Genomic DNA, 24,135 nt, shown 5'->3' with positions numbered 1-24,135 from the left:
GCCGAAGACCACGCAGGTGGCGGCGGGGATCGCCACCGAGCCGGCCCGGCGCGGCTGTCCGGTCCGCTGGTCCACGTCGAACCAGGTGACGTCCCCGGAGCGCTCGTTGGCCGCGTAGAGCCTGCGTCCCGACGGGTCGGCGGCGAGGTCGCGCGGCCAGTTCCCGCCGCACGGCACGGTGCCGGTGAGCTCCGGCTTCTCGGCGCCTCCGGCGAGCGAGAGGGTGACGATGGTGTCGGCGCCGCGGACGGCGGCCCAGAGGAAACGGCCGTCGGGCGAGGCGACGATCGCCGAGGGGTAGGCCGCCCCGGCCCCTGGAGCGCCCGTGGGGGCGACCGGAACCTCCGCGACCGGTTGGAGCTCACCCGACTGCGCGTTCCACCGGCAGACGGTCACCTGCGGATCCAGCTCGTGCAGTACGTAGACCACCGCGCCCGAGGGATGGAAGGCGAGGTGCCGGGGGCCGGTCCCGGCGCGCAGCACCGTCTCGGCGTGCACGCTCAGGGCTCCGGTGGCCGGGTCGAGCGCGCAGACCCGTACCGAGTCGGTGCCGAGGTCGACGCCGAGCACCCAGCGGCCGGTGGGGTCGGGCAGCACCTGGTGGGCGTGCGGGCCCTTCTGCCGGCGGGCGTCGGGGCCGGAGCCGTGGTGCGCGAGCACGGAGGCGGGCTCCTGGATTGCTCCGTCGGCGGCGAGCGGGAGGCTGCTGACGCTGCCCGAGGTGTAGTTGGCGGTCAGCAGCCGGCGCCCGGCCAGGCTGAGGTGGGTGGGCCCGGCGCCGTCCACGCCGACGACGGGGCCGAGGGCGGTCAGCCCCTCGCCCGTGGTCAGGAAGGCGCCCACCGCGCCGCGTTCGGTCTCGCTCACGGCGTAGAGCACGCCGGTGCCCGGGTCGTGGGCGAGGTACGAGGGGTCGGCGACGGCGTCGGTGGCCGAGAGCGGGGTCAGCGCCCCCGTGGCCGGATCCACGGCCGCGGTGGTGACACCGCGGCCGCCCCCCGAGGTGAACGAGCCGATCCAGGCCCGGTGTTCGCCGCCGCGGACCGTACGGTCCGTACCGCCCACGCCACTGTTCGCGCCGCCCACGGGAGACCCCTCTCAGCCGTTCCGGATCCTCCCCCGGCTACCGCTGGGAGGTGCCCCTTCGGAGCGACGGTAACAGAAGGTCTAGACCATGTCCCGCCCTTGGGCCCGTTCCTGCGCACCGGGGTGGTGAACGTACGCCGTCGCGCTCGGGCGGTCCTCGTAGGTCCGGTGGAAGACCGGGGTGGCCGAACCGGAGATCGGCGGCACGATCCAGGACCAGTCCGCGCCCACGTCACGCCCCTTGCGCTCCTCCTTCTCCACGTGGGTCAGGAACCGCCTCGACTCGGTGTGGTGGTCGGCGATGGTGACCTTGGCCCGGTCGAAGGAGTGCAGCACCGCGCGGTTGAGCTCGACGAGCGCGCGGTCCTTCCACAAGGAACGGTCGCTGGCGGTGTCGAGGCCCAGGCGGCGGGCGACGGCCGGCAGGAGGTTGTAGCGGTCGGTGTCGCCGAGGTTGCGGGCGCCGATCTCGGTGCCCATGTACCAGCCGTTGAAGGGGGCCGCCGGGTAGTGGATGCCGCCGATCTCCAGGCACATGTTGGAGATCGCGGGTACGGCGTGCCAGCGCAGGCCCCAGTCAGACCAGCCGTCGCCGCCCTCCTCGCCGTCGGGGTGCTCGATGGGCACCTCCAGCACGGCGTCCGGGGGGACGTCGAACCAGCGGGGTTTGTCGTCGGACCCCTGGACGACCAGCGGGAGGAGGTCGAAGGGGGTGCCCTCGCCGCGGGACCAGCCGAGGGAGAGGAGCGCGCTGGTGAGCGGGGCGTTGCGGGCGTCGCCCACGGTTATGGAGTGGTGGTCGCCGTAGCCGGCGTACCGGACCAGCTGCTCGCTCCAGATCACCGGGCCGGGACGGTCCGGGGCGTCGGGGGCGAAGACCGTGATGGTGGGCCGGACCCGGCCGCCGTTGGTGGCCTCCCGAAGGTGCTCGAAGCACTCCTCGGCGACCTCGTCGGCGTCGGAGACCTCGCGGCGGTCGCGCACGCGCAGCGAGTTCCAGTACAGCCTGCCTATGCAGCGGTTGCTGTTGCGCCAGGCCACCCGGGCGCCGTGCACGAGCTCCTCGGGAGTGTGCCGGTAGGTGCCCGTCCCGGCGAGCTCGGCCCGCACGGCGGCGAGCCGTTCGCGCGGATCACCGGCGTCCGGATTCTCCCTGTGGAACAGTCGGATGAACTCCTCGGCCGCTTCCCACACCTGAGCGGTGGTGGAGCGCTGTTGAAGTATTTCCATTCCGGGCGGTTACCCCCTGTCCGACCAGATCCACCCCGCTGGCATGGAGGGGCCATGCCGGATGAATGTGCAATGAACAATCACCCGTTGTACATGCCGCAGGTCAGCGCTGTGCGGGAGGCGCGCCCGGAACACCCCTCCGAGTGATCTTCATCGATATGTCTGCGGTCCGAACCCTGCGCGGCGTAGCATCCGCGCAAGTTCCCGGCCAACATCCCGGTCGTGGCGGGGGACCCGAGTCCCGCGGTCCGTCGCGCCCTCGGTCAGGCGCCGACCAGCGGTGAGCGCGACGCGGTGCGCAGCGGTCCGTCGAGCTGGGCGAGGAGTCGCTCCAGTCCGTGCAGGTGCGCCAGCGCGGGCTCCGCCGCGAGCCGCCCGTGGTGCACGGAAGCCGTCGGACGGTCGGCCGGCCCGCGTTCCGCTTCCGGTGCGAGCAGCGCCTCGACCGCCGCCTCGACCCGCCAGCAGGCGGCCGCGAGACGGGCGTCGTGACTGGCGTCGGGGTCCGCCGCCACCGAGACCAGACCGCGCACCTCGACGGCGCATTCGTCGAGCAGCGCGAGCACCCGCCGGGCCCTGGCCTTGCGGCCGCGGTACGGGCTGAGGGGATGGACCAGCGGCGCCAGCGAGAGCCGTACGCGGCCCAGGTACAGCTCCAGCTCCGCGGCGTGCGGCGCGGGGTCGGCGACCGGCGAGCCGGCGAGCCGTGCGGCGGCCTCGGCGGTGCAGGTGCGCACGCACCGCAGCGCCCGCTGGATCCACAGGTCGTTCGTCGCGTGGGTGGTGACCGGCAGGACCAGGACCACGGCGAGGGCGGCGCAGGCGGCACCGACCGCCGTTTCCTCCAGGCGCAGCACGAGGAGCCCCGGATCGAGCACCCCCAGCAGTCCGTACAGCAGGCCCGCCATCACCGTCACGGCCAGCATCATCCAGCTGTACGACACGGGGGCCGTGTAGAAGATCGCGAACACGCAGACGGCCACGAGGACGGCCGTGGGCGCCGGCGCCCCGTTCAGCGGGATGGCGACCAGCAGGCCGGCGCCGATCCCGATCACCGTGCCGAGGACCCGGCGGAAACCGCGCACCAGGGTCTCGCCGCGCGAGGCGGTGTTGACGAAGATCCACCAGGCGGTGCCGACCGCCCAGTACCAGCGGTCCTCGGACAGCACCTGGCCGATGCCCAGCGCGAAGGCGCAGGCGGCGGTGGCCTGGAAGGCCTGCCGGGTGGTCGGCCGGGCCAGTCCCGTACCGGGCGGCGCGGGCGGAACGGCGGGGGGCGGGGTGCGCTTCTCGATCGGCCACAGCACGAACCGCACCGCGCCGGCCGAGAGCAGCGCCAGTCCGACGGCCGCGTACAGCTCCGGCAGCTGCCCGGGACGGGCGTGCAGGAACTGGGTGATGAAGAAGTTCATGAAGGCGAAGATGCCGAGGGCGTGCCCCCGCGCTCCCCACCGCCGGGCGTAGACACCGGCGAACACGACGGCCACGAAGGCCGCGTCGCGGGCCAGGGACACTCCGTGCAGGGTGGTGGCCAGCGCCAGGACGGGGAAGCCGGCGGCCGGGAGCAGGGCGGTGGTCACCCGCTGGGCGCGCACGGTCGCGTCCGTCACGGTGAAGAGGGCCAGCAGGGCGGCCAGTCCCCCGGTGATCGACGCGACGAGCGAGAGCCCGCAGAGCTCGGCCACGGCGACGGCGAGAGCGACGCCGATGACGGCGCGCGACGAGTTCCTGAGTCTTGCCCGCCCCGGATCCGGAGCCACGAACATCCTCTTCACGGCGGTGTGCCGCCCCCCTTGCGATGGAGCACGCCGGGCCGCCTTCCGCCCGGGGGTGGTGGGCGGCGAAGGGCACGGCGAAGGCGCCACGGTCCGGATCGGCCTCGTTGCCGTCCGGCGCTGCGTGGCGCCGTAGATACATGGATAGGACACAGATAAACATCCGGAGGCCTGTTGGCTCAAACCGGTGCCGATGGACTGGGCCATTGGCACAGCCGGAAGCCGGACGCTTCGGCCATTGGATGCCACTGGACCAGCCGACGGGGCACACCGCGCGAACCGCCCCTCGACCGCCTCCTACGTCCGCGGGCCGCCCGGCTCGGTCGGGACGCACAGGACCGGGACCGGGGAGAGGTGCAGGAGCTTGTGCGGAGTGGAGCCCAGGAGCGCGCCGCGGATCGGGCTGTCGCCCCAGCTGCCGACGATGATCACGCGCGCCCGGTGGCGTTCGGCGGCGTCGAGCAGGGCCTGGGCGGGCTTCTCGTCGACCACCTCGACCGTCGACGGCACCCCCGCCTCGTCGGCCGCGGCGACCGCCCGCGCGAGCGCGCTGCGGCCGGCCTCGCGGACGGCCTCCCGGTGCGCGCGGTACTCCTCCCCGGTGGAGCCCGGCGCGGCCGCCCCGTAGACGAGGACGAGCGGTTCCCCGAAGGCGGTGGCCACCTCCAGCGCCACGTGCAGGGCGCGCTCGGCGCCGGGGGACTCGTCGTAGCCGAGGACGACGGACATCGGGGCTCCTCTCCGTCAAGGCTTCTTGATCGCGTGGACGAGCTCCGGGTCGGCGACGCCGCGCCTCTCCTGCCAGAAGCGGCCGTCCCGGACCCGCCAGAAGCACATGATCAGCACGCCGACGACGGCGATGCCGATCCCGATGACCAGCGGCGGTCCGAGGCCGAACCAGGAGACCCCGCTCGCCGAGTTCTCCGGGTCCGACATGTTGGCGACCGACTTCACCAGCAGCCAGGCCAGCAGGGCGGCGCCGAGGACCGGGCCCAGGCCGATCAGCAGGAAGTTGTGCGCGCTCTCCAGCAGGTGGCGGCGGTAGTAGACGGCGCAGGCCAGGCCGGTGAGCGCGTAGTAGAAGGCGATGAGCAGGGAGAGGGCGGTCAGGGAGTCCAGGAGCGCGTTCTCGCTGATCCGGTTGACGACGAGGTACCAGGCGATGGCGATGGCGGCCACCCACCAGGTGCTCACGTCCGGGGTCCGGAACCGGGGGTGGATGTGCGAGAGGTGCGGCGGCAGCGCGTGCCGGCGGGCCATGGACAGGGCGGTGCGGGACGCGGGGATGATCGTGGTCTGGGTGGAGGCCAGGGCGGAGGTGCAGACGGCGAGCAGGACGACCCAGTCCCAGCCGCCCATGACCTCGTGCGCGAGGACCGCGAACACGGCCTCCTCCTCGCCGGCGTTCTCGGCGAGGAACTTCGTCCCGGAGTAGCCGACGACCGCGAAGCCGACGGACAGGTACGTCACCAGCAGCACGACGGTGGACCAGATGCCGGCCTTGCCCGGAGCGGTCGCGGAGTCCTCGACCTCCTCGGTGAGGTTGACCGCCGATTCCCAGCCCCAGTAGATGAAGACACCGAGCAGCAGTCCGCCGGTCAGGGCGGCTCCGCCGGCGCCGAAGGGGTTGAGCCACTCGATGGAGGGTCTGGTCCCGTCGAGGCTGCTGGTGCCGGCGTAGACGCGGTAGATGGCCACGACGGCGAAGACGAGCAGGAAGAAGACCTGGGCCAGGATGAGGATGTCCTGGAGGTGGGCCGACAGCTCGGTGCCGATGACGCAGACGCCGGTCATGACCAGGATGACGACGACGGTGAGAATCTGGCGGATCGTTTCGTTCGCCGCCCAGCTGTCGAGGCCGACGGCGAGCAGGCCGAAGTGGACGGCGACGTCGGCGAGGGAGCCGATGACGAGGACGCCGGTCATCGCGATGGCCCAGCCGCCGAGCCAGCCGGCCCAGGGACCCATGGCGCGCGTGACCCAGGAGAAGGTGGTCCCGCAGTCCTGGTCCACCTTGTTGAGGTAGTAGAAGGCGGCGGCGATGAGCAGCATCGGCACGAAGGACGCCAGCATGACGCCGGGTGCGTAGATGCCGGCGAGCGCGACGATCGGTCCGATGACCGCGGCCAGCGAGTACGCGGGCGAGGTCGAGTTCAAACCGATGACGAGCGCGTCGAGGAAGCCGATCGCGTTGGCTTTGAGCCCCGCGTCCGCCGTGTCGGCGAGCTCGGAGGGGTCCGGAGGTCCGGTCCCCGGGCCGCCGCCCGCACCTTCGTGGGCCATGTACGCATCGTCACGCAGACCGGGTCGGCGCGCGAGGCGGGGGCGGCGCAGCGCTGGATCAGGGCGGCTCGGGTGCGGGCTCAGGGGCGGCTGTTCCACCCGGCGACGACCGGGAGGCCGTGTTCGGTGGACAGCACGCTGTAGGTGCCCGTGCGGAGCAGAAAGAGCCGGCCGTCCTCGGGCGGCAGGCCCAGGTAGCGGGCGGTCAGCACCCGCAGCAGGTGGGCGTGGGCCACGAGGACGACGTTGCCCCGGTCCGCCCGCAGCACCTCGCCCGCCCGGGCCAGTACCCGGTCCGCGCGGGCGCCGACCTGGGCGGCGTTCTCGCCGGGATGGTCCGCGTCACCGGGCGGTACGCCGTCGGTCCACAGCGACCAGCCGGGGCGGTCCCGCAGGATCTCCGGGGTGGTGACGCCCTCGTAGCCGCCGTAGTCCCATTCGTACAGGTCGGGGTCGGTGACCCCGCCGGTCAGCCCGGCGAGCTCGGCCGTGGCCGCGGCCCGGCGCAGCGGGCTGGTCAGCACCAGGGCCGGATGGCGGTCCCGGAAGAACGGGGCGAGCGAGATGGCCTCCTCGACCCCGCGCGCGTTCAGCGGGACGTCGGTGCGCCCGGTGTGCCGTCCGGTCGCGCTCCAGGCGGTCTCGCCGTGCCTCACCAGCAGCAGGTCGCTCATCCTCCGGACCCTAATGCGTGCGGCATGTCGTCGCCGGACGGGCGGGCCGGACCTGTCACTGTCGGGGCTCATGAGCCCCGGTGCCCGCACGATGCGACCTCCGCTGACCCTCCTGCTGCTGGTACTGACCGCGGTGACCGGGCTGACCGAGGCCGTCAGCCTGCTGGCGCTCGGGCCCGTCTTCACGGCGATGCAGACGGGCAACGTTCTGTTCCTGGCCTTCGGGGTGGCCCACGCGGGCCCCGTGCCCGCGCTGGCGCCCGCGGTCTCGCTGTCCGCGTTCGCCGTCGGGGCGGTGAGCGGGGCCCGGCTGGAGGCCTTCGTGGAGGCCCGCGGCCGGCGCTGGTTCGTGACCGGGCTGTCGGCCGAGGCGTTGCTGGTCCTGGCCGCCGCGGCCGCGGGATGGGGGTTGGCGCCCCGGTTCGGGGCCCCCGGCGCCCGGCAGCTGCTGGTCTCGGCGGCCCTGTCACTGGCGATGGGGATGCGGAACGTGACGAGCCTGCGGGTGAACCTGTCCGGGGTGCCGACCACCCTGGTGACCCGCTCGCTGACCTCCTTCCTCGGCGGCTCGACCATGGGGCGGGACCGGGCCTTCGGGTACGGGACCGCGGCCCGGGTGCGGCGCGCCGGCTCGGTCGGCGCGATGTTCGCGGGCGGACTGGCCGGGGCGCTGCTCGTACGGACCGGCTGGTCGGTGGGGTGGCTGCTGTTGCCGGCCGCCGTACTGGTCCTGGCGGTGGCGTTGGTGTACCTGACCCACCCCCTGATGCACCCCGGCGGGGAGCCATCGGTCTAGGGCGGGCGTCGTCCGCCTGAGGGGAGAAAAGAATGCAGAAACGCTGCAACTTGGCTCCGGCGGTCGTCCTCGCGAGCCTCGACGCATGGACGAGCAGCACGACGCACGCCTGGCGGCGGGTTTCGCGGCGGGCGACGAGGAGTGCGTGGCGGCGGTCTATCACCGCTGGCGACCGCTGGTGCAGGGACTGGCCCGGCGCGCGCTCGGCGACGACCGGGAGGCCGAGGACGTGACCCAGCAGGTCTTCCTCGCCGCGTGGCGGGGCCGCGCCGGGTACCGGCCCGGGCCCGGCGGCCTCGGGGCCTGGCTGAGCGGCATCACCCGGCACAAGGTGGCCGACGCCCTGGAGGCGCGGACCCGGCGGGCCCGGGTGGCCGAGGCCGTCACGCGCGTGGGCGTCCGGGCCCGGTGCGGGGCGGAACCGGGTCCGGAGGGGGTGGTGGAACGGATGGTGGTGCTCGGGGAGCTGGCCCGGCTGCCGTCGGCGCAGCAGCGGGTGCTGCGGCTCGCCTTCTACGGCGACCTGACCCAGTCGCAGATCGCTGACCGCACCGGGCTCCCGCTCGGCACCGTCAAGAGCCATACCCGGCGGGCGCTGCACGTCCTGCGGCAGTCGCTGGAATCCGGCCGGACGCAATCGCTTCGATGACCGCCAGCCCCGAGCGGAGCCCGAACAGCCGCTCGGTGCGCGGGAGTGCCGGGGCGGCCGCGGACACGGCTCCCCAGCCGGGTCCGGCGAGCAGCAGCGCCGAGTGGCCCCGGGCGCCGCGCGGGCCCCACTCGATGCCCGCGACCGACGCGGCCAGCGAGGCGTCCGCGGTCGTACGGGACTGCGCCCACAGGACCACGGCCCGCGGGCCGGTCCGCCGCACGGCCTCGTGCAGGGCGCCCGGCGGCAGGGCGGCGCCGAACATCCGGACCGGCAGGGCCCGTTCGCCGAGTGCGGCCGTCAACGCCTCCAGCGGCAGGCTGTGCTGCTCCCCCGGCGCGCAGGCGAGGAGGACGGGAGGGCCCGGGAGCGGCTCCGGGGCGGGCCGGATCCGGTGCAGGGCCGAGGAGACCTGCCAGGACAGCAGGTGCTCCACCTCGACGTAACGCTCCCCGGCCGAGGCCCACTTGCGGCCCACCGCGTGCAGGGTCGGCGCGATGACCTCCTCCCACGCGGTGAGCAGGCCCAGTCCCTCGAGGGCGGCGGCCAGCAGCTCCTCCACGGCCGGCGCGTCCAGTCGTACGGCGGCCCGCGCGAGCCCCCGGCACTCCGGGCGGACGTCCCCGAGGCGCAGTGCGCGGGGCCCTCCCGGTGTCGCACCCCGGCCCTCGTCCGGCGGCCCGGCGGAGGCGGGGTGGCGCGTGCCCCGCGCGACCCGGGCCGCTTCGGACGGGGGCACGCCCTGGGCGGTGAGGCGGCACATCAGCTCCAGGCGGGCGATGTCCCCGGGGGTCCACCGCCGGTGCCGGCCCTCTTCGCGGCGGTCCGGGCCGATGGCGTAGCGCCGCTCCCAGGAACGCAGCGTGGTCGGGGAGACCCCGAGGAGCCGGGCGACGGCTCCGGTGGCGAGCGCGGCCGGTGCGGGCTGCGGGGGTTCGGGCTCCACCGGTCCACCGTACGGCGCGGCGGGGCCGCGGGCGCTCACCTCGGACCGCCGCCGGGGCCGGAGCCGGGGCCGCGATCCCCGTCGGGGCCGACACCCGTGCCGGCCTCGCGGCCCCGGCGGAAGCGGTCGAGGCCGTCGGCGAGTTCGACCACCGGGTCGGGGTAGTCGTAGCGGGCCCGTTCCAGTCCCGGCAGCCGCCAGGGCTCGTGAACCAGCGGCGCGGGGAGCCCGGCGAGCTCGGGGACCCAACGGTGCACGTAGGCGCCGGTGGGGTCGTGGCGCAGGCCCTGGCGGACCGGGTTGAGGACCCGGTTGGGGCGCGTGTCGGTGCCCGTGCCCGCCACCCACTGCCAGTTGAGCTGGTTGTTGGCGAGGTCCCCGTCCACGAGGAGGTCCATGAAGTGGCGGGCGCCGGTGCGCCAGTCCACGTAGAGGGTCTTGGTCAGGAAGCTCGCGGCCAGCAGCCGGCCCCGGTTGTGCATCCAGCCCTCGTGGCGGAGCTGGCGCATGGCCGCGTCGACCACCGGGTAGCCGGTGCGGCCGTCCTTCCAGGCCCGGACCTCCTCCTCGGCCGCGGACCCGGTGCGCCAACGGTCCTGGCGGGTGCGGTAGTCCGAGGCGGCGGCCGACGGCCGGGCGGCGAGCACCTGGTGGTGGAAGTCGCGCCAGCACAGCTGCCGTACGAAGGCGTCCGCACCGGGGCCGCCGGCCGCGCGGGCCCGGTGAACGGCCTCGGTGGCCGAGAGCGTGCCGAAGTGCAGGTGCGGGGAGAGCCTGGAGGTGGCGTCGCCGGCCAGGTCGTCGTGGGTCCCGGGGTAGTGGGAGATCCCGGAGCGCAGCCAGCGGGCCAGCAGTCGGCGCGCCTCGTCCTCGCCGCCCTTGGCGAGGCCCGGGGAGGTGCCGGTGACGGCGGCGCGTTCGGGGAGCGGATCGGAGGGAACGGAGTCGGGGACGCCGATGGAGCGCGGCGCGGGGGCGGCGGCGCGCAGGGGCTGCTCCGCCCAGCGGCGGTGGAAGGGGGTGAAGACGGCGAAGTGGTCGGAGCGGCCGGCCGGGAGGACGGCTCCGGGGGCCAGGGCGGTGATCACCGCGTCGTGCACGTGGAGACGCCGGCCCTCGGCTTCGAGGGCGGCCCGCAGCCGCTCCTCGCGGGCGTGGGCGTACGCGCTGACGCCGGCGGCCATGTGCACCTCGCCGGCGCCGGTCTCCCGGACGAGGGCCACGGCTTCGGCGACGGTGTCACCGGAGCGCAGGACGAGCCGGCCGCCGCGGGAGCGCAGCCCGGCGTCGAGGTCCGCGAGGCAGTCGGCGAGGAAGGCGAGCCGGTTGGGCGGTGCGGGGACGGCGGGGTCGCGCACGAAGAGCGGAACCACCCGGCCGCGGGAGGCCAGGGCGGCACGCATCGGCGGATGATCGTGGAGCCGCAGGTCGGAGGTGTACAGGACCACCGCGACGTTCATGGGGGTTCGCTCCGTGTGAAGGGTGGGACGGGTCGTCACAGGTGATTCGCGCGCAACCCCCGGCCCGGATGCGCCGTCTTCGCCGTCCGTCGCCGCGGTGCCGGGCGGCGCGGGTCAGGCAAGATCCCAAAGAGGCGGCCTAGGAGGCGTCGGCGCGCCTCGCGGCGCGGGTGATGTTGCGGGCCATGCCGCCGAAGACGACGGCGTGGAACGGCGACACGCTCCACCAGTACAGGTGGCCCAGCAGGCCGTGCGGGTGGAACAGCGCCCGCTGCCGGTAGCGGGCGCCGGCGTTCCCCGGCTTCGGCGGGTCCACGTGGAGTTCGAGCCAGGCCAGTCCGGGCAGCCTCATCTCCGCGCGCAGGCGCAGCAGCCGGCCCGGCACGATCTCCTCGACCCGCCAGAAGTCGAGGGAGTCCCCGACCCGCAGCCGGTCCGCGTCGCGGCGGCCGCGGCGGATGCCGACTCCGCCGACGAGCCGGTCCAGCCAGCCCCGTACGGCCCAGGCCAGGGGGAAGGAGTACCAGCCGTTCTCCCCGCCGATGCCCTCCACCACTCGCCACAGCGCTTCGGGAGGGGCGTCGGCGGAGAGCTCCCGCTCGTCGGTGTAGAGGCTGCCGCCCGCCCAGTCGGGGTCGGTCGGCAGCGGGTCGCTCGGCGCGCCCGGCACGGCTGCCGAGGACCAGCGGGTGGTCACCCGGGCCTCCCGGATCCGCTGGAGCGCCAGCGCGAGCGCCTCGTCGAGGCCGATGGGCGCGCCCGGCGGGTCCGGGACGTGGACGGCGATGTCGTGCTCGGCGCAGACCACCTCGTGCCGCAGGGATTCGGCGAGCGGCCGGGCCAGCGCCCTCGGTACCGGCGTGACGAGGCCGATCCAGTGGCTGGAAAGCCCCGGGGTCAGCATCGGCACCCTCAGGATGAGCCGCGGGGGCAGCCCGGCGACGGCGGCGTAGCGGCGCATCATCTCCTCGTACGTGACCACGTCGGGCCCGCCGATGTCGAAGGCCCGGTCGACCTCGGGCGGCATGGCGGCGCTGCCGACGAGGTAGCGCAGGACGTCGCGGACGGCGATGGGCTGGCAGCGGGTGCCGACCCAGCTGGGGGTGACCATGACGGGCAGCCGCTCGGTGAGGTAGCGCAGCATCTCGAAGGAGGCCGAGCCCGATCCGATGACCACGGCGGCGCGCAGGACGGTAGCCGGGACGGGTCCGGCGAGGAGGATCTCGCCGACTTCGGCGCGGGAGCGCAGGTGCGGGGAGAGGGCGCGGCCGGGGATGCCGGCCGGGGTGAGCCCGCCGAGGTAGACGATGCGGCGGACCCCGGCGGCGTGGGCCTGCTCCGCGAAGGTCCGGGCGGCGGCGCGGTCGCGTTCCTCGAAGCCCGGTCCGCCGCCGAGGGCGTGCACGAGGTAGTAGGCGACGTCGACGCCGGCCATGGCGGCGGCCACGGACTCCGCGTCGGTGACGTCGCCCCGGACCCCCTCGGCCCGTCCGGCCCAGGGGTGGTCGCGCAGCTTCTCCGGGGAGCGGGCCAGGCAGCGGACGCGGTGTCCGGCGTCGAGGAGCTCCGGGACCAGCCGGCCGCCGATGTAGCCGGTGGCTCCGGTGACCAGGCAGTTCTCGCCCGTCATGGCTCTCTCCGTTCCTCGTGGGCCGCCCCGCGCCGATTGTGCCCCCGCACCTGGTGATTCCCCGGGGCGCACCGCATCGGATGCGCGATTCCCCCGGACGGCACAGCCGGCGGAGCGCGCCCGCGGCCTCCCGCCGGGCCGCCGCGGCACCGGTCGGGTGCACCCGCCCGTTGATAGGGTCGCGGCATGGCGGTGGACGAGCTCGACACACGGATCCTGCGCCTGCTGATCGAGCAGCCGCGCACCAGCGTCCGGGAGTACGCCCGGATCCTCGGGGTCGCGCGCGGCACCCTCCAGGCCCGGATCGAACGGCTGGAGCGCACCGGGGTGATCACCGCCACCGGGCCCGTCCTCTCCCCCGCCGCACTCGGGCATCCGGTGCTGGCCTTCGTGCACATCGAGGTCACGCAGGGCCACCTGGACGAGGTCGGCGACGCGCTGGCCTCCGTACCGGAGATCATCGAGGCCTTCTCCATCACCGGCGGCGGTGACCTGCTGACCCGGGTGGCTGCCCGGGACAACGCTCATCTCGAGGACGTCATCCAGGGGCTGATCCGGCTTCCGGGGGTGGTGCGCACCCGGACCGAGGTCGCGCTGCGCGAGCGGGTGCCGCACCGGCTCCTTCCGCTGGTCGAGTCCGTGGGCCGGGCGGCGCGCAAACCCTGACAAGATGGTCGGGACAGGTATGAGACAGACACCGGCAGGACCGGTACCGGCAGGACGGGCACAACGGATGATCTCCGTCATATTCGATCTCGACGGCACCCTCGTGGACAGCGAGCCGAACTACTACGAGTCCGGGCGGCGCACCCTGGAGCGCCACGGGGTCCCCGATTTCACCTGGGAGCAGCACTCCCGGTACATCGGCATCGGCACCCTGGAGACGCTGGAGATCCTGCGGGACGCCCACGGCATCGAGGCCCCGGTGGAACAGCTGCTCGCCGAGCAGAACGCCGCCTACCTGGAGCTCGCCCGTACGCAGACCGAGGCCTACCCCGAGATGCGCCGGTTCGTCGAGCGGCTGCACGCCGACGGCATCCCGATGGCGGTGGCCTCCGGATCCTCGCTCGAGGCGATCGACGCGGTCCTGGCCGGCACCGGCCTGGACGCCCTGCTGACCACGGTGGTCTCCGCCGAGGAGGTGGAGCGGGGCAAGCCCGCCCCGGACGTGTTCCTGGAGGCGGCGCGGCGCCTGGGCTCGGAGCCCGCCGACTGCGTGGTCGTCGAGGACGCGGCGCCGGGCGCGCTCGCCGCCCACGCGGCGGGCATGGGGTGCGTGGCGGTCCCGTACGTGGCGGCCACCGCGGACGATCCGGCCTTCGCGCCGGCCGGTCTCCTCTTCCGGTCCGGCCAGGCGGAGTTCAGCGCGGACACCGCGTACGAGTGGCTGGCGGAGCACCGGGCGGCCTGAGGCCGGAAGCACCGGGCCGCCTGAGGCACTCCAACGCCTCGGCCGCGGCGGGAAGTTCCCGCGCCGACGCCCCGGGCGTCCCGGCTCCCCCGAAGCCCTGGCGCCCTGGAGGCGGCACTGTCACCATGCCGTGGTGACCGCCACCCAGCCGCCTCCGGGCGCCGAGCGCGGACCGCGCCGGTGGCCCCTGCTCGGGAACCTCCCCGCCTTCGCCCGCGATCCGCTGGCCTTCTTCGAGTCGCTGCGCGACGACTACGGCGACTGGGTGCCCTGGGCACTCGGCCCCCAGCGCAACGTTCTCGTCTCGCTGCCCGAGCACGCCGGTGAGCTGCTCGGCGCCGTCGAGTCCACCTTCCAGCCGATGGAACTGGGCTGGGCCTTCCGCCAGTTGCTGGGCAACGGCGTGGTCGTGGCCACGGGCGAGGACTGGCGGCGCAAGCGGGCGCTGGTCCAGCCGTCGGTGCGGCCGCGCCAAGTGCGCGCGTACGCGGCCACGATGGTGGAGTGCGCGGACGCGCTGGCCTCCGGCTGGACCGAGGGCGAGCGGATCGACGTGCACAGGGAGATGGCGGGACTCACCCAACGGATCGCCGTGCGCACCCTGTTCGGCAGCGACGCCGCCGGGCGGGAGGAGCCCATCAGCGCCGCCATGGCCACGGCGCAGCGGGAGCTGGGCGCCGAGTTCCGCGGGGTGACGCTGTTCCTGCCGCCGTGGGTGCTGACTCCGGGCCGGCGCCGGATGCGGGAGGCCGTGGCCGTCCTCGACCGGGAGATCGAGCACGTCATACGGGAGCACGAGGCGGCCTCGGCGGCCGGCGAGGACCGGGAGGACCTACTGAGCCGGCTCCTCGCCGCCCGGGACGAGAACGGCGCGCCGCTGTCGCGCACGGAGCTGCGCGACGAGTCGATCACCCTCTACATCGGCGGCCACGAGACCACCTCGACCACCCTGACCTGGGCCTGGCAGCTGCTGTCGGGCGCCCCCGAGGCGCGCGAGCGGCTGACGCGGGAGCTGGACGAGGTGCTGGGCGACCGGCTGCCGACGTACGAGGACTACGCGCGGCTGCCGTGGACCCAGCAGGTGGTCAAGGAGGCGCTGCGGATCTATCCGCCGATCTGGCTGATCTCCGCGGTGGCGCGGGAGGGTGCGACGCTCGGCGGGCGGCCGGTCCCGGCCGGCCTGTCGGTGTGGACCAGCCCGTGGTCCATGCACCGGGACGAGCGCTGGTTCCCGGAGCCGGAGGCGTTCCGGCCCGAGCGGTGGGACGCGGATGCCCCGCACCCGGTGCCGGAGCACGCGTGGTTCCCCTTCGGCGGCGGCCCGCGCGCCTGCCTGGGAGCCCGGTTCGCCCTGGTGGAGGCGGCCCTCGTACTGGCGGTCGTGGCCCGGCGCTTCCATCTGGACAGCGGCCCCGGGCTGGCGAAGCCGCTCCCCGGGCTGACCCTCCAGCCGATCGGGCCGGTCCTGGCGACGCTGCGCGCCCCCGGGAAGTGAGGACCGTCCCAGCAAGGGAGACGGGAGTACCAGTGGGCGAGACGCCATTGACCCGGAGCGGGAGCCTGGCTAGGTTTCGCCGCATGTTGCGTTCAGCCCTGCTCACCACGCGCGGTCACATCGACCTGCTGCGGGTGGCTTCCGCCGCGTGTTGTCGCGGCTGCTGACGCCCTTTCCCCCTTCGGGTCGCGTCACCTGCCTTCACGAGCGCCGCGCGCTCTCCTTTCGCATGCCCTGAAGCCCACCTCCCTGAACCCGACACCCTTCGGTCACCCTGCCCGCGCACCGATGCGGGGGTGACCGGGGTGCCGGACCGGGCTCGTGCGCCCGCATCCCCTCCCCCTCCTCCGTGGAGCACTCATGAGCGTCACCAGCCATGCGCCGCCGGACATAACGGCTGAAGAGCCATCCGCCCGGTCAGCGGACATCAGCACCCGTACCGCCCCCGCCCTCATCCCTGTCGTACCGGCCTCCGCCCGGCGGCGGTCCGCGCCGCGCTGGGCGCGGCGCACCATCGGCCCCTTGCTGCTGCTCGCACTGTGGCAACTGGCCAGCACCTTCGGGGTGTTGCCCGTGGACGTCCTGGCTCCCCCGACGACCATCGCGAGCGCCGGGGCCGATCTGATCGGGGACGGGACACTGCCCACCGCGATGGGGGTGTCGCTTCAGCGAGTGGCGATCGGTCTCGTACTGGGCGGGACGGCGGGGACGGTGCTGGCACTCCTGTCCGGGCTGTCCCGACTCGGCGAGGACCTGATCGACGCGAGCGTCCAGATGCTGCGCACGGTGCCGTGGGTCGGGCTGATTCCGCTGTTCATCATCTGGATGGGCATCGGGGAGGCGCCGAAGGTGGCGCTCATCGCGCTCGGCACGGCGTTCCACCTGTACCTGAACGTGTACGCCGGGATTCGCGGGGTCGACGAACAACTCATCGAGGCGGGCGGGGCGTTGGGGCTCAGCCGCTGGGGCCTGGTGCGGCATGTGGTGCTGCCGGGGGCACTGCCCGGGTTCATGACCGGACTGCGGTACTCCCTGGCCACGGCCTGGCTGGCCCTGGTCTTCGGGGAGTCCATCAACGCCGACGCCGGGATCGGGTTCCTGATGAACCAGGCGCGCGAGTTCTTCCGTACCGACGTGATCGTCGTCTGCCTCGTCGTCTACGCCTTCCTCGGCCTCACCGCCGATCTCATCGTTCGCGCTCTCGAAAGGCTGCTGCTGCAATGGCGACCGACCTTCACGGGGCAGTGATCCCGGACACCGCGGTCCGGGTGACCGGGCTGAACCGGTCCTTCGGCGAGCGGTCCGTCATCGACGGACTCGACCTGACCCTGAAGGCGGGAGAATTCACCGCGCTCCTCGGGCGCAGTGGCTGCGGCAAGTCCACGCTGCTGCGGGTGCTGGCCGGTCTGGACCGGGAGATCGAGGGCGAGGTGCTGGTCCCCGAGCGCCGGGCGGTGGCCTTTCAGGCACCCCGGCTGATGCCGTGGAAGCGGGTCTGGCGCAACGTGCTGCTGGGACTGCCCGGCCGCCCCGAACGCGCGGTCGCCGAAAGGGCGTTGGCCGAGGTCGGGCTGGAACACCGCACCGACGCCTGGCCCAAGACGCTCTCGGGCGGCGAGGCGCAGCGGGCCTCGCTGGCCCGTGCCCTGGTGCGCGAGCCCGATCTGCTGCTGCTGGACGAGCCGTTCGGTGCGCTGGACGCGCTGACCCGGATCAAGGCCCAGCAGCTCGTCGCCGAGCTGTGGCAGCGGCGCGGCTGCGCGGTGCTGCTGGTCACCCACGACGTCGACGAGGCGCTGCTGCTGGCCGACCGCGTGCTCGTGATGGACCAGGGCCGCATCGCCTACGACACCGAGGTGGCGTTGGAGCGGCCGCGCTCGGTCTCCGACTCCGGGTTCGCGCAGTTGCGCGAACGGCTCCTGGGCGAGCTCGGCGTGAACTGAGCGCCGCCCCTCGCTTCTCCGCTCCCCTTCCCTTCTCCGCTCCCCTTCCGCGCCCCTTCCCTGGTTCCCGTACGAGAGATCGAAGAGAAACGCCATGAGACGTCACCACGCCCTGCCCCTGATGGCCTCGCTGATTCCGCTGTCGCTGGTCCTGACCGCCTGCGGCGGCAGTTCGGCCGCCGACAGCGGGGCCGACGCCAAGGACGGCTCCAAGACCGCCGCCAAGGTCACGCTCCACGTGGGCGACCAGAAGGGCGGTTTCGAGTCGCTGCTGCGGGCCGCCGGTGAACTGGACAAGCTCGACTACGAGATCAAGTGGTCCACCTTCACCTCGGGTCCGCCCCTGCTGGAGGCCGTCAACGCCAAGGCCGTGGACATCGGCGGCGTCGGCAACACCCCGCCGGTCTTCGCCGCGGCGGCCAAGTCGAAGATCACGGTGGTGGGTGCCACGCACGGCTCCTCCGCGGGCGAGGCGCTCCTCGTGCCCAAGGACTCCCCCCTCCAGTCCCCCTCCGAGCTGCGCGGCAAGAAGATCGCGGTGGCCCAGGGCAGTTCGGCCCACTTCCAGCTGATCGCGAGCCTCCAGCAGGCGGGCCTCACCCCGTCCGACGTACAGATCACCCTGCTCCAGCCGGCCGACGCGCTGGCCGCCTTCAACAGCGGCAAGGTCGACGCCTGGGCCGTCTGGGACCCGTACACCTCCCAGGTCCTGCGCTCCGGCGCCCGAGTCCTCACCAACGGCGAGGGCATCGTCAACGGGCTCGGCTTCCAGGTGGCGGCGCCCGCCGCGCTGGCGGACGAGGCGAAGAGCAAGGCCATCGGGGACTATCTCCAGCGCCTCCAGCGCGCCCAGGACTGGGTGTTCAAGCACCCGGAGGAGTGGGCCAAGGTCTGGTCGAAGGAGACCGGGCTGCCGTACGAGGTGGCCTTCGACGCGGTCAAGCGAAGCAACGGAACCCGGGTTCCGGTCGCTGTGGACGACGCGGCCGTGGCCTCGGAGCAGAAGATCGCCGACACCTTCACCGAGCTGAAGCTGATCCCGGGCAAGGTCGTCTTCAAGGACTTCGTCGACACCCGTTTCAACCGGGACCTGCCGCCCTCCACCACGCCCGCCCGTACGTACGGGAAGGAATCCTGATGACGGTACGACTGCACTGGTTCCTGCCGACCGGCGGCGACGGCCGCACCCTGGTCGACCGGCACGCCTACGCCCACAACCCTTCCGGCGCCGGGGTGCGGGAGCCCGACATCGCATACCTCGCGCAGATCGCGAAGGCCGCCGAGCGGCTCGGCTTCGAGGCGGTGCTGACCCCGACCGGGACCTGGTGCGAGGACGCCTGGCTGACGACGGTGGCGCTCGCCCAGCACACCGAGCGGCTGAAGTTCCTGGTGGCCTTCCGGCCCGGGGTGATCTCGCCGACCCTGGCCGTGCAGATGGCGGCCACGTACCAGCGGATCACGCGCGGCCGGCTGCTGCTCAACGTGGTGACGGGCGGCGACTCGGCCGAGCAGCGGCGCTTCGGGGACCACCTCGACCACGACCGGCGCTACGAGCGCACCGGCGAGTTCCTGTCCGTCGTACGGGGCGTCTGGGGCGGGCAGCCCTTCGACTTCCGGGGCGAGCACTACCGGATCGACGGCGGGCTGACGGCGCTGCCGCCCGACCCGCTCCCGGAGATCTTCTTCGGCGGGTCCTCGGCGGCGGCGGGTCCCGTGGCCGCCGAGCACGCGGACGTGTACCTGACGTGGGGCGAACGGCCGCAGGAGGTGAAGGAGAAGATCGACTGGATCCGCTCGCTGGCCGAGGAGCGGGGGCGGACGGTGAGGTTCGGCATCCGGCTGCACGCCATCTCCCGGGATTCGGCGAAGGAGGCCTGGGGCGCGGCGGACCGGCTGCTCGCGGACCTCGACGACGCGTCCATCGCCACGGCGCAGTCGCTGCTGGGGGCGAGCGAGTCGGTGGGCCAGCAGCGGATGCTCGCGCTGCACGGCGGCTCGCGGGACAGGCTCGAGATCTCCCCGAACCTGTGGGCGGGCGTGGGCCTGGTACGCGGCGGCGCCGGCACGGCGCTGGTCGGCAGCCACGGGGACGTGGCGGACCGGATCGAGGAGTACCACGCGCTCGGGATCGAGCACTTCGTGCTGTCCGGGTACCCGCACCTGGAGGAGGCGTACTGGTTCGGCGAGGGGGTGACCCCGGAGCTGGCGGCACGCGGCCTGCTCGCGCGCTGAGCCCCGGGAAGATCTCGCCGCCTCCCCCAGTTGGTAGAACCGTGAACGAATTCGCGGAGCAGGGCGTACGGACGGACGTGGTGGTCGTGGGCGCCGGGCAGGCGGGCCTGTCCAGCGCCTACCACCTGGCCCGGGCGGGCATCGGCCACGTGGTCCTCGACCACGCGCCCCGCCCCGGCGGCGCCTGGCAGTTCCGCTGGCCCTCGCTCACCTACGGCAAGGTCCACGGCATGCACGCGCTGCCGGGGATGGAGCTCACCGGGGCCGATCCGCTGCGGCCCTCCTCCGAGGTGATCGGCGAGTACTTCGCCGCCTACGAGGACCGCTTCGGCCTGCGCGTACGCCGCCCCTTGGACGTCACCGCCGTACGCGCGGGGGCGGACGGGCGCCTGCTCGTGGAATCCGGGTCCGGCGGCTGGTCCGCGCGGGCCCTGATCAACGCCACGGGGACCTGGGACCGGCCGTTCTGGCCGCGCTACCCCGGGCAGGACACCTTCCGGGGCCGCCAGTTGCACACGGCGGACTACCCCGGGCCGGCCGAGTTCGCCGGGGCCCGGGTCATCGTGGTGGGCGGCGGCACCTCGGCGGTGCAGCACCTGCTGGAGGTGGCCGAGGTCGCGGCGGAGACCACCTGGGTCACCCGGCGGCCCCCCGTGTTCCGGGACGGGAGCTTCGGCGAGGCCGAGGGCCGCGCGGCGGTGGCCCTGGTGGAGGAGCGCGTACGGCTGGGGCTGCCGCCGCGCAGCGTGGTCAGCGTCACCGGACTGCCGCTGAACGAGGCGGTCCGGGGCGGACTGGCCTCGGGGGTTCTGGAGCGGCTGCCCGTGTTCGACCGCCTCACGGCCACCGGAGCCGTCTGGGCGGACGGGCGGCGGGTGGACGCCGACGTGATCCTGTGGGCCACCGGCTTCCGCCCGGCCATCGACCACCTGGCTCCGCTGCGCCTGCGCGAGCCGGGCGGCGGCATCCGCCTCGACGGCACCCGTGCCGTCCGCGACGAGCGGGTCCACCTGGTCGGCTACGGGCCTTCGGCGTCGACCATCGGCGCCAACCGCGCGGGCGGCGCCGCGGTCCGCGAGATCCAGCGCCTGCTGGCCCGCACCCCGGCGGACGACCGCCTGGTCCTGTCCGGACAAGGCCTCTGAGTCAGGTCTTGCGGGAGGCCGCCCGGAGCCGGTTGAACTCGGCGACGTGCCGCTTGTGTTCCTCGTACGTCGCCGAGAAGCGCGTGTCGCCCGCCTTCACGGTCACGAAGAAGAGCCAGTCTCCGGGGGGCGGCGCGACGGCGGCCGCCATGGCCTCCAGGCCGGGGCTGTCGATCGGCGTGGGCGGCAGGCCCTGGCGTTCGTACGTGTTGAAGGGGCTGTCGATCTTCGTCTCGCTCAGCTTGGTGTCCACCGTGCTGCGGTCGAGCGCGTAGTTGATGGTGGAGTCCATCTGGAGCGGCATCGACTTCGCCAGCCGGTTGTGCACCACCCGGGCGACCTTGCCCATGTCGGCGCGGGTGTCGGCCTCCGCCTCGATGATGCTGGCGAGCGTGGCCGTCTGGTACGGGGTCATCCCGTGGGCCCTGGCGCCGTCCGTGACGGCCTTGGTGGCGAGCTTCTTGTTGGCCGTCTCGACCATGTACGTCAGCAGGGCGGCCGGAGTCGACGTGGAGGTCACCGGATACGTGGCCGGGAAGAGGTAGCCCTCCGGGTTCCCCTTCGCCTCGGCGGGCAACGGAAGGGCGGCCGTCGCGGCCGCCGCCTTGGCCGAGCCGGCCGGGAGCTTCAGCTCGCGGTCGATGGCGGCGTAGACCTGCGGGGCCCGCCAGCCCTCGGGGATCAGCAACTGGCGCGGCTTCTCGGGCGCTTCCTCACCGGGCAGCAAGGGGATCAGGACGGCCGTCCCGAGACCCAGGAGCGTGCCGAGGAAGAGCGCCAGCCGGCCCCGGCGGGTGAGCCGGGAACGGCGCGGTGACGGCGGCCGGTTCTCTTGACGCATGCGGGAACGCTAACCCGCGAAGCGCCATATTTCCGGCATCCGACCCGTGCGCCGGTCATACGATCACACGTTCACCGGTGTTGGCTCGAGTGCAGTCGGCTCGAGTGCAGTCGGCTTGAGTGCGGTCTCCCGGTCCCGCCGGACGAGGTCCGCGTACCGGCCGTCCGCCGCGAGGAGCTCCTCGTGGGTTCCGCGCTCGGCGATCCGGCCTCCGTCGAGCACCACGATCTGGTCGGCGTCGCGGACGGTGGAGAGCCTGTGGGCGATGGTGATGGTGGTGCGCCCCTGGGAGAGGTTGTCGATGGCCCGCTGCACGGCGTGCTCGGTGCGGGTGTCCAGTGCGCTGGTGGCTTCGTCGAGGATCAGTACGGGCGGGTCGCGCAGGATGGTGCGCGCGATGGCCAGGCGCTGCTTCTCGCCGCCGGAGAACCGGTATCCGCGCTCGCCGACCAGGGTGTCGTAGCCGTCGGGCAGGGATTCGATGTGCTCGTGGATCTGGGCCGCGCGGGCCGCCTCCGCTATTTCCTCGTCGGTGGCGTCGGGCTTGGCGAAGCGCAGGTTGTCGGCCACGGAGGCGTGGAAGAGGTAGGTCTCCTGGGAGACCACGCCGATGGAGCGGGCCAGCGAGTCGAAGTCGAGGTCGCGGACGTCCACCCCGTCGAGGGCGACCCGGCCGCCGGTGACGTCGTACAGGCGGGGGACGAGGTAGCTCAGCGTGCTCTTGCCGGATCCGGTCGGGCCGACCACGGCGAGGGAGCCGCCGGCCGGGACGGTGATGTCGATGCCCGTCAGGGTGGGTCCGCTCTTGGCGTCGTACTCGAAGTGCACGTCCTCCAGCCGGACCTCGCCCTTCGCGCGGTCGAGGCGGACGGCGTCCTCGCGTTCGGTGATGTCCACCGGCAGGTCGAGGTACTCGAAGATGCGGGAGAACAGTGCCAGGGAGGTCTGGATCTGGACGCCGGTCGACAGCAGGCTCACGGCGGGCCGGAACAGGCCCTGCTGGAGGGTGACGAAGGCGACGAGGGTGCCGACGGAGAGGGAGGGCGCGCCGGTCTGCAGGGCGATGCCGGCCGCCCAGTAGATGAGGGCGGGCATGGCGGCCATGACGATGCCGATGGTGGACATCCGCCAGCGCCCGGCCATGCTGGAGCGCACTTCGAGGTCGACGAGCTGCTCGGACTCCTCGGCGAAGGACTTGGTCAGGGAGTCGGCGCGGCCCATCGTGCGGCCGAGCAGGATGCCGCTGACCGACAGGGACTCGGTGACGGTGGCGGCCATGGTGGCCATCTGCCGCTGGCGCTGCGCGGTGATCTTCTTGCGTTCGCGGCCGACGCGGCGGCTGATCCACACGAAGACGGGCAGCAGGAGCAGCGAGACGATCGTGAGCCGCCAGTCCAGCGCGAGCATCGCGACGACGGAGGCGATGACGGCCGTCGCGTTGGAGACGAGGGAGGTCGCCGTGGAGGTGACCGTGGCCTGCATGCCGCCGATGTCGTTGGCGATGCGGGACTGCACCTCGCCGGTGCGCGTGCGGGTGAAGAAGGCCAGCGGCATCCGCTGGAGCTGGGCGTAGACGGCGGTGCGCAGGTCGTGCATGACCCGCTGGCCGACCGTGGTGGATATCAGGGTCTGGAGCACGCCGAAGACGCTGGTGACGACGGCGGTCGCGATCATGCCGAGGGCGAGCAGGCTGAGTAGCCCGGTACGGCCCTGCGGGATGGCGACGTCGAGGATCGCCTTCAGCAGGAACGGCGAGGCGACGCCGACCAGCGAGGAGGCGGCGACGAGCAGGCCGACGATCGCGAGGCGGCCGCGGTAGGGCCGGAACAGGCCGACGATGCGGCGCAGCTCACGCGGCCGCTCGGACGGGGAGGGACCGCTCGGGTCCAGGGATTCCTTCGATGGGGTCCACTCGGGTTCTTTGGGGCGCATGGGCCTCCTTCATGACAGCGGACGAGACTCGCATGATCATAGCTCATTGTTACCTATACTCACAATGAGTCTGGTCCTGATACTGTTCCCATTATGAGGACCGCAGCATGAGCACCGCTTCCGAGACCGACAGCACCGACGGCATCCTGGCCGAGCAGCTGCTGCGCCTGACCCGGCGCCTGCACCGCATCCAGAAGCGCCATCTGGAGCCGCTCGGCATCACGCCGGCCCAGTCCCGCCTGCTGCGCACGGTGGCCCACCTCTCCGCCGCGCAGCCGCCCCGGATGGCCGACCTCGCCGCCCGGCTGGAGGTCGTCCCCCGAGCCGTGACCACGCTCGTCGACGGCCTGGAGGGCGCGGAATGCGTGCGCCGCGTGCCCGATCCGGCGAACCGGCGCGTCATAAGGATCGAGCTCACCGAGACCGGCCGCGCCACGCTGCGGCAGCTGCGCAACGCGCGAACCGGCGCCGCAGAGGAGATCCTGGCTCCATTGACCGCCGATCAGCGCGAGGTGCTCGGCGGTCTGCTGAACGCTCTGGCGGACGCCCCGGCGACGGTGGCGGCGGTGAGGTCGGAGACGGCTCCGCCGACCCGGTCGACGAGGGC

At 73.5% G+C, this 24,135-nt stretch carries 22 protein-coding genes; 11 read left to right on the top strand and 11 right to left on the bottom strand.

The annotated features are described in order from the left end of the window. From ACWGDE_RS16475 to ACWGDE_RS16450, 6 genes are all read right to left on the bottom strand, one after another. Window positions 1-1,086, bottom strand: a 1,086-nt coding sequence (locus ACWGDE_RS16475) for a lactonase family protein (RefSeq protein ID WP_453389682.1), incomplete at its 3' end; no start/stop codon positions are given. 81 nt (window positions 1,087-1,167) lie between these two features. After that, entirely contained in the window at window positions 1,168-2,316 is a 1,149-nt protein-coding gene (locus tag ACWGDE_RS16470) for a nitric oxide synthase oxygenase (RefSeq protein ID WP_453389681.1), read from the bottom strand. Window positions 2,317-2,579: 263 nt separating this feature from the next. Then, the gene (locus tag ACWGDE_RS16465; RefSeq protein ID WP_453389683.1) at window positions 2,580-4,082 is read right to left on the bottom strand and encodes an FUSC family protein; all 1,503 of its coding nucleotides are present in this window, start codon (window positions 4,080-4,082) and stop codon (window positions 2,580-2,582) included. 306 nt (window positions 4,083-4,388) lie between these two features. Further along, the gene (locus ACWGDE_RS16460; protein WP_453389680.1) at window positions 4,389-4,820 is read right to left on the bottom strand and encodes a universal stress protein; all 432 of its coding nucleotides are present in this window, start codon (window positions 4,818-4,820) and stop codon (window positions 4,389-4,391) included. 15 nt (window positions 4,821-4,835) lie between these two features. Next, on the bottom strand, window positions 4,836-6,374 hold the full coding sequence (locus ACWGDE_RS16455; protein ID WP_453389679.1) for an amino acid permease: 1,539 nt from the start codon (window positions 6,372-6,374) through the stop codon (window positions 4,836-4,838). 80 nt (window positions 6,375-6,454) lie between these two features. Then, entirely contained in the window at window positions 6,455-7,048 is a 594-nt protein-coding gene (locus ACWGDE_RS16450) for a histidine phosphatase family protein (RefSeq protein WP_453389678.1), read from the bottom strand. A 70-nt stretch (window positions 7,049-7,118) separates the two neighbouring features. Between ACWGDE_RS16450 and ACWGDE_RS16445 the strand changes: the two genes are divergently transcribed. Together ACWGDE_RS16445 and ACWGDE_RS16440 are read left to right on the top strand one after the other, a co-directional pair. Continuing rightward, on the top strand, window positions 7,119-7,844 hold the full coding sequence (locus ACWGDE_RS16445) for a YoaK family protein (RefSeq protein ID WP_453389677.1): 726 nt from the start codon (window positions 7,119-7,121) through the stop codon (window positions 7,842-7,844). Between the two features lie 85 nt (window positions 7,845-7,929). Then, the gene (locus tag ACWGDE_RS16440) at window positions 7,930-8,493 is read left to right on the top strand and encodes an RNA polymerase sigma factor (RefSeq protein ID WP_453389676.1); all 564 of its coding nucleotides are present in this window, start codon (window positions 7,930-7,932) and stop codon (window positions 8,491-8,493) included. Here ACWGDE_RS16440 and ACWGDE_RS16435 read toward each other — a convergent pair. The 3 genes from ACWGDE_RS16435 to ACWGDE_RS16425 all read right to left on the bottom strand — a co-directional run bounded on the left by ACWGDE_RS16435 (window position 8,417) and on the right by ACWGDE_RS16425 (window position 12,529). Then, window positions 8,417-9,439 (bottom strand): MerR family transcriptional regulator, encoded by a 1,023-nt coding sequence (locus ACWGDE_RS16435; protein ID WP_453389675.1) that lies wholly within the window; start codon window positions 9,437-9,439, stop codon window positions 8,417-8,419. The two genes, ACWGDE_RS16440 and ACWGDE_RS16435, sit on opposite strands and share 77 nt — an antisense overlap. Window positions 9,440-9,474: 35 nt before the next feature. Next, the gene (locus ACWGDE_RS16430; protein WP_453389674.1) at window positions 9,475-10,899 is read right to left on the bottom strand and encodes a cryptochrome/photolyase family protein; all 1,425 of its coding nucleotides are present in this window, start codon (window positions 10,897-10,899) and stop codon (window positions 9,475-9,477) included. A 139-nt stretch (window positions 10,900-11,038) separates the two neighbouring features. Next, window positions 11,039-12,529, bottom strand: coding sequence for an SDR family oxidoreductase (locus tag ACWGDE_RS16425; RefSeq protein ID WP_453389673.1), 1,491 nt, complete (start codon window positions 12,527-12,529; stop codon window positions 11,039-11,041). A 186-nt stretch (window positions 12,530-12,715) separates the two neighbouring features. On the opposite strand from ACWGDE_RS16425, the gene ACWGDE_RS16420 reads away from it, so the two are divergent. The 8 genes from ACWGDE_RS16420 to ACWGDE_RS16385 all read left to right on the top strand — a co-directional run bounded on the left by ACWGDE_RS16420 (window position 12,716) and on the right by ACWGDE_RS16385 (window position 20,755). Beyond that, on the top strand, window positions 12,716-13,195 hold the full coding sequence (locus tag ACWGDE_RS16420) for an Lrp/AsnC family transcriptional regulator (RefSeq protein ID WP_453389672.1): 480 nt from the start codon (window positions 12,716-12,718) through the stop codon (window positions 13,193-13,195). A gap of 67 nt (window positions 13,196-13,262) precedes the next feature. Beyond that, complete coding sequence (locus ACWGDE_RS16415; protein ID WP_453389671.1) at window positions 13,263-13,940, top strand: HAD family hydrolase; 678 nt, start codon at window positions 13,263-13,265, stop codon at window positions 13,938-13,940. Between the two features lie 130 nt (window positions 13,941-14,070). Continuing rightward, window positions 14,071-15,435: a cytochrome P450 gene (locus ACWGDE_RS16410; protein ID WP_453389670.1), complete on the top strand. Its 1,365-nt coding sequence runs from the start codon at window positions 14,071-14,073 to the stop codon at window positions 15,433-15,435. Window positions 15,436-15,795: 360 nt separating this feature from the next. After that, on the top strand, window positions 15,796-16,683 hold the full coding sequence (locus tag ACWGDE_RS16405; RefSeq protein WP_453389669.1) for an ABC transporter permease: 888 nt from the start codon (window positions 15,796-15,798) through the stop codon (window positions 16,681-16,683). After that, complete coding sequence (locus ACWGDE_RS16400) at window positions 16,656-17,378, top strand: ABC transporter ATP-binding protein (RefSeq protein WP_453389668.1); 723 nt, start codon at window positions 16,656-16,658, stop codon at window positions 17,376-17,378. The genes ACWGDE_RS16405 and ACWGDE_RS16400 overlap by 28 nt, the downstream gene beginning before the upstream one ends. Before the next feature lie 94 nt (window positions 17,379-17,472). Further along, on the top strand, window positions 17,473-18,516 hold the full coding sequence (locus ACWGDE_RS16395; RefSeq protein ID WP_453389667.1) for an ABC transporter substrate-binding protein: 1,044 nt from the start codon (window positions 17,473-17,475) through the stop codon (window positions 18,514-18,516). Next, complete coding sequence (locus tag ACWGDE_RS16390) at window positions 18,516-19,610, top strand: LLM class flavin-dependent oxidoreductase (RefSeq protein WP_453389666.1); 1,095 nt, start codon at window positions 18,516-18,518, stop codon at window positions 19,608-19,610. The genes ACWGDE_RS16395 and ACWGDE_RS16390 overlap by 1 nt, the downstream gene beginning before the upstream one ends. A 41-nt stretch (window positions 19,611-19,651) precedes the next feature. Beyond that, on the top strand, window positions 19,652-20,755 hold the full coding sequence (locus tag ACWGDE_RS16385) for an FAD-dependent oxidoreductase (RefSeq protein WP_453389665.1): 1,104 nt from the start codon (window positions 19,652-19,654) through the stop codon (window positions 20,753-20,755). Between the two features lies 1 nt (window position 20,756). Here ACWGDE_RS16385 and mltG read toward each other — a convergent pair whose 3' ends face one another. Together mltG and ACWGDE_RS16375 are read right to left on the bottom strand one after the other, a co-directional pair. Next, on the bottom strand, window positions 20,757-21,596 hold the full coding sequence (mltG, locus tag ACWGDE_RS16380; RefSeq protein ID WP_453389664.1) for an endolytic transglycosylase MltG: 840 nt from the start codon (window positions 21,594-21,596) through the stop codon (window positions 20,757-20,759). Between the two features lie 63 nt (window positions 21,597-21,659). After that, window positions 21,660-23,528 carry an ABC transporter ATP-binding protein gene (locus tag ACWGDE_RS16375; RefSeq protein ID WP_453389663.1) on the bottom strand — a complete coding sequence of 623 codons (1,869 nt, stop codon included), beginning with the start codon at window positions 23,526-23,528 and terminating at the stop codon, window positions 21,660-21,662. Between the two features lie 107 nt (window positions 23,529-23,635). Between ACWGDE_RS16375 and ACWGDE_RS16370 the strand changes: the two genes are divergently transcribed. Next, window positions 23,636-24,135: MarR family winged helix-turn-helix transcriptional regulator (locus ACWGDE_RS16370; RefSeq protein ID WP_453389662.1), on the top strand; the 500-nt coding region annotated here is incomplete at its 3' end.

It is taken from the genome of Streptomyces sp. NPDC054956, assembly GCF_053609185.1.
The sequence above is the reverse complement of the archived record's forward strand: the minus strand, read 5'-3'. Positions and strand labels throughout refer to the sequence as shown.

Coding starts and splice junctions, on each gene's coding strand:
- ACWGDE_RS16405 (WP_453389669.1), top strand. CDS start 15,796: ATGAGCGTCACCAGCCATGCGCCGCCGGACATAACGGCTGAAGAGCCA.
- ACWGDE_RS16400 (WP_453389668.1), top strand. CDS start 16,656: ATGGCGACCGACCTTCACGGGGCAGTGATCCCGGACACCGCGGTCCGG.
- ACWGDE_RS16390 (WP_453389666.1), top strand. CDS start 18,516: ATGACGGTACGACTGCACTGGTTCCTGCCGACCGGCGGCGACGGCCGC.
- ACWGDE_RS16455 (WP_453389679.1), bottom strand. CDS start 6,374: ATGGCCCACGAAGGTGCGGGCGGCGGCCCGGGGACCGGACCTCCGGAC.
- ACWGDE_RS16460 (WP_453389680.1), bottom strand. CDS start 4,820: ATGTCCGTCGTCCTCGGCTACGACGAGTCCCCCGGCGCCGAGCGCGCC.
- ACWGDE_RS16450 (WP_453389678.1), bottom strand. CDS start 7,048: ATGAGCGACCTGCTGCTGGTGAGGCACGGCGAGACCGCCTGGAGCGCG.
- ACWGDE_RS16465 (WP_453389683.1), bottom strand. CDS start 4,082: ATGTTCGTGGCTCCGGATCCGGGGCGGGCAAGACTCAGGAACTCGTCG.
- mltG (WP_453389664.1), bottom strand. CDS start 21,596: ATGCGTCAAGAGAACCGGCCGCCGTCACCGCGCCGTTCCCGGCTCACC.
- ACWGDE_RS16395 (WP_453389667.1), top strand. CDS start 17,473: ATGAGACGTCACCACGCCCTGCCCCTGATGGCCTCGCTGATTCCGCTG.
- ACWGDE_RS16415 (WP_453389671.1), top strand. CDS start 13,263: ATGATCTCCGTCATATTCGATCTCGACGGCACCCTCGTGGACAGCGAG.
- ACWGDE_RS16375 (WP_453389663.1), bottom strand. CDS start 23,528: ATGCGCCCCAAAGAACCCGAGTGGACCCCATCGAAGGAATCCCTGGAC.
- ACWGDE_RS16440 (WP_453389676.1), top strand. CDS start 7,930: ATGGACGAGCAGCACGACGCACGCCTGGCGGCGGGTTTCGCGGCGGGC.
- ACWGDE_RS16430 (WP_453389674.1), bottom strand. CDS start 10,899: ATGAACGTCGCGGTGGTCCTGTACACCTCCGACCTGCGGCTCCACGAT.
- ACWGDE_RS16425 (WP_453389673.1), bottom strand. CDS start 12,529: ATGACGGGCGAGAACTGCCTGGTCACCGGAGCCACCGGCTACATCGGC.
- ACWGDE_RS16445 (WP_453389677.1), top strand. CDS start 7,119: ATGAGCCCCGGTGCCCGCACGATGCGACCTCCGCTGACCCTCCTGCTG.
- ACWGDE_RS16470 (WP_453389681.1), bottom strand. CDS start 2,316: ATGGAAATACTTCAACAGCGCTCCACCACCGCTCAGGTGTGGGAAGCG.
- ACWGDE_RS16420 (WP_453389672.1), top strand. CDS start 12,716: ATGGCGGTGGACGAGCTCGACACACGGATCCTGCGCCTGCTGATCGAG.